Below are 4044 nucleotides of genomic sequence, written 5' to 3'. Positions count from 1 at the left end.
GATCCAAAGAATGGGTTGGCATTCCCTTCTCTCCTTCCTCTTAAAACCTGTACCCTATTTTAAATTAACAGGCTGTAAGCTGGCAGAAGTTCTGTTTCCTCCAATAAACCGTCTAGGTAGACGGCAACGTTTAAGGCAAGCTGGTCAGTTAGAACCGAAGGTCTTTTGGCTAAGGCTTGAGCAAGGCGAAGATCCCAGAAGTTCCAGTGCGGAGCACTATAAAGTAGTGCGAAAACACCTGCGTTGAGAAGAGGATAAGTGTGCAGATCATCAACATTTAGGTTAGGAAAGTAATGCCTATAGGCTTTGGATAGTTCGATTAAGTGTTCTTTTGATCCATAAAGTAGTCTGTTTCCTCGATCAATCTCTGGTACGATGGCCAGGCCTCTTTTTTTACTTCCCTGAATGAGTAAGTCAATTCCAAACCATTCTTGAACCCAGGCATCTGCATCAAGCCAGATATAAACTTCATAGTCTGGAAAGTACTTAGGAAGGTGCGGTCGAGCCAGAAGCCCTCGCAAGTATAAGGGTGCATTCTCAATACCAGGAAACGTGTATTCCCAGTCCGGCTCAACAACATAGTTTACATTTTCCAAAACCCAGTTTATTTCTTCAAGTGAGCAGCCTAGGTTAAAGAAGCCTATATCGATTAATTGACCTTGCGGCTTATATCGAATAGAAAGAATCGTTCCTTTAACCAGGTCAAAAAAATGAGAATCAGCACCAGTGATAATAATTGCTGAGCTCATAGAGAAACACACCTGCAGAAAGCCTAAGCTCGGTTAACTTGCTAGGCTACTCTACTTGATCGCAATTACATTTAGGCTAATGGGCTCGCCTAAAAAAGACATGTCACTGCAATCATTAAATAAGCCAAATTTATCAACCTTACGAATAATCCTGAAACCTGCTTGAGTTAGTAACATAAACAGGTACTCCCAAGAGAAGCCAGCCTTGTGGTAGTCATATTCATCAGTTTGTCCGCCAAACATCATGCGCATAACTCTAAATCGCTCCTCAGGCGAGACTCCTTCTCTCAAATAAAGACGACAAAGAGTAGGCAGATCGGGAACGCTGATCATCAACTCGCCGCCAAAACGCAAAACTCGATGCCACTCTTTGAGAACAATTGGAATTTCTCGAATGTAATCAAAGTGCTCTAGGACATGGGAAGCATAGATGGCCTCTACCGAGCCATCGGCAAATTGACTGAGATCCTTAGCATTTCCCACGTAGTCGACGTGCTCCCTTGCCTGAATATCCAGGATCTTCCAATCGGGGTGAGGTTCTTTACCTCCAATGTGAAGGCGGATACGCTGAGTAGACCTAGGCTCAGCTTGATTCTCTTGCAAAGGCGGAACAGATTCAATTAGCTGATGCTTGTACGCAAGATCAAAGTATACCTTCTCCATGGCTCTGGCTAGGCGCTCTGGATCCCAAATTATCGATCTGTCATAGGAATCTCGAATGGTTTGCTTAGCTTTTTTCAGGAGTTCTGGATTATTGGCTAGTTGGATCCCACGCTCGATAAACTCTTCAATTGACCAGGCGATACAGTCATCAAGACCTACATTCTTGAGTAAGCTGTAGCTCATTCGACCAAAGTAGTGCCTACCGACTAAGGTCAGCACCGGCAAGCCCATATACAAGGCTTCCATTGTATGAGTGGCCCCTGTGTAGGGAAATGTGTCTAGCATCAAATCAAATAGACCTAGCTGACCACGATGTAAGCCTGTGTATTCTGTTCTTGCTAGGAAGCGAATTCGATCCTCGACTCCCAGTTCTTTAGCTCTTTTTCGATACATCTCAATCATTGACGGAGCTTCCCCCTTGCCTTTTACAACCAGTACGGCATTGGGAGAATTGAGTAAGATCCTCAAATGAGCTTCTACACACTGGTCATTGCGCTTATATGCATGAGCAGCTGTAAAGAGGAGAGTATTTTTAGGGGTAATGTTCAGCGTTTGAGAAAATACTTGATGATCTTGAGGATCTACGGCAAGTTGGCTAACAGCAGCATAAGCAGGCAAGCGAATTAACTCCTCCCGGTAGTCCTCTTTCGCCTCATCCGGGAGTAGATAAGGATCAACAAAGAAATAGTCTAGAGTTGGTAAGCCGGAAGAGTCTCCTCCCAGCCAGCTACACTGAATAGGAGCACAACGATATGCCATAACATAGTTGCTAATTCGATCTGTCAGCGAGTCAAGATGTACAAGAATGTCAAGATTGTCCTCTCTTATTGTTCGCAGAATCTCCTTTAGACTTGTGTTTTTGGGAAACTGACGGAAATAAGCCTTGTGGAGGAGAAAACTTTGATAAAGAGGATCTGAGGAGAGAATTTCTTCCGTCGCTAGGCCCATTAAGTAGTAGTAATAGACTTCTATATTCTCAGTATCGTGGGATGCAAGTATTTGTTGAGACATTAGGCCTACAGAGTGACTCATAAAACATATACCCAGGTAGCCAACTCTCAGCTTTCGAGGGCAGGAGCTGCGATGCTGATTTGCTAGGTTTTGGGATCTGCTACTGAAGCTATCCAGATCTAAGTTTTCTCGGTAAGATAGAAGAATAGAATAAAGTATGTCGGCAGAGATCTGAGTTAGCTTTCGTATAGTCTTTCTATCGTCGCTAACATAGTTGATAAAAAAACAAACTGAAAACATAAGAGCGCGAGCAAGACTCTGAATATTGTCGTTTACAGGTTCTTGGTTAATTAGTTTCTCCTTTATAACTTGTAAACTTTCTAGTGGCCACAAGCTCAGGAATCTGTCAATAATAAGCTTTACCTTGTCTGTGAGAGCTGCTTTGGCAAACAAGGCCATTGCGTTCTCTAGAAGATAGATGAAGTTAGCAGATTTCTCTTCTTCCTCTGAGGCAAGTGAAAGTAGTTTTTCTGCCACTACTGAGTACCCCAGACTTTTCGATTCTTCCATCAGCCTATAAATGAGCTCTATCCCGAAGCCGGACAGCCAATCTTTCGATGTGGAGAGTGCTTTATAGGATTCAGCCCTCTCAGGAAGATAAATCTCCGAGAGCAAGGATAGCGCCGCCATAACCGAGCGACGCCGTGGCTGAGGCATTTTCTGGGCAAAGACTTCTAGGAGATCAAAGAAGACCTCCAAGTATCCTTCGTCCAAGAGATGGCGGGCAACATCCAGGAAGGCAATTTCTTCCGATAGGTCGACAATTTCTGGCCCAGAGCTTATACTCTCAGCTACTGCTGACGCATAGGTGAGGATTGCCAACTCATCTTCTCTCTTGATGGCGTCGTAGAGCAAGAGTAGATTATTAGACTTCTGCAACGGATCTAGCTCAAAGACGAGCTCTCTTATCTTTAATGAATGATTGTAAACGATCTTCGACTGGTGAATGGGTTGCTTGCCAGCTAAGAAGGCTATTTCTCGAGCTGTCTCGAGCATGAGCGAGATCAGCTTTTCTCGACTAAGTAAAGAAATGCCTTCCACTCTCAGTAAAGCGTTGTAAAGAGGATAAACCTTTCTGGGCTCCATGTACAGAAGTTTACGGATTGCTATTTCTGTGGCTTCCTGTAGTGTTCCCGGGGCATTCTTCCAGTCGGTGCTGAAGTCAGGGTAGATAACTTTTGTTAGCACCTGTCCCCACTGCAGAGGGGAAAGAACATCGGCATAGGTTCTAGCCCAGTCTTGAAAATCCATTTCGGAGCGGGCAAGGGCAGCTCGCCCTCGAGCAGCAACCTCTTCTAAGGTGAAAGATTCAGGAAGTGGCATTGACTCAGGAAGGCACTGGGACAAGTTGGCCTCATTATGCCATAGCCCTGAGCTGAGGCGGTTCAAGGGAGTCGACCACACACGGGGATAGCTTGGTGGCCCCGCACTCAAGTGCGGGGCGGAAAAGCCCGTAAGCAACTTGAGTTGCTATCCCTTCGCGCCAGCGGGCCGGAGGCTTTAGCAAGCACCTGCTACGGTGGAAAACCCGACCAGTGCAGAGCGTGGGGGCGTTGCTCAGCAAAGTAAGCAGAACCTTAGCGCTTTGCTCTAGGGAACTGTATAGGGGCATCTTGACAGC

Annotated in this window: 2 protein-coding genes; both read right to left on the bottom strand. The window is 45.5% G+C overall.

The annotated features are described in order from the left end of the window. Positions 1 to 59 precede the first annotated feature (59 nt). On the bottom strand, positions 60 to 749 hold the full coding sequence (locus NW858_RS08175; RefSeq protein WP_414520264.1) for a hypothetical protein: 690 nt from the start codon (positions 747 to 749) through the stop codon (positions 60 to 62). Positions 750 to 800: 51 nt separating this feature from the next. Continuing rightward, a complete protein-coding gene (locus tag NW858_RS08170; protein WP_414520263.1) occupies positions 801 to 3770 on the bottom strand; it encodes a methyltransferase domain-containing protein in 2970 nt (989 codons plus the stop codon). Between the last annotated feature and the right edge of the window lie 274 nt (positions 3771 to 4044).

Source organism: Synechococcus sp. H55.10 (genome assembly GCF_047502715.1).
Taxonomy (GTDB): domain Bacteria; phylum Cyanobacteriota; class Cyanobacteriia; order Thermostichales; family Thermostichaceae; genus Thermostichus.
This window is presented reverse-complemented; position numbering and strand designations above follow the sequence as displayed.

Bases quoted from the DNA above. Each gene is read 5' to 3' on its own strand.
- NW858_RS08175 (WP_414520264.1), bottom strand. From the start codon at position 749: ATGAGCTCAGCAATTATTATCACTGGTGCTGATTCTCATTTTTTTGAC.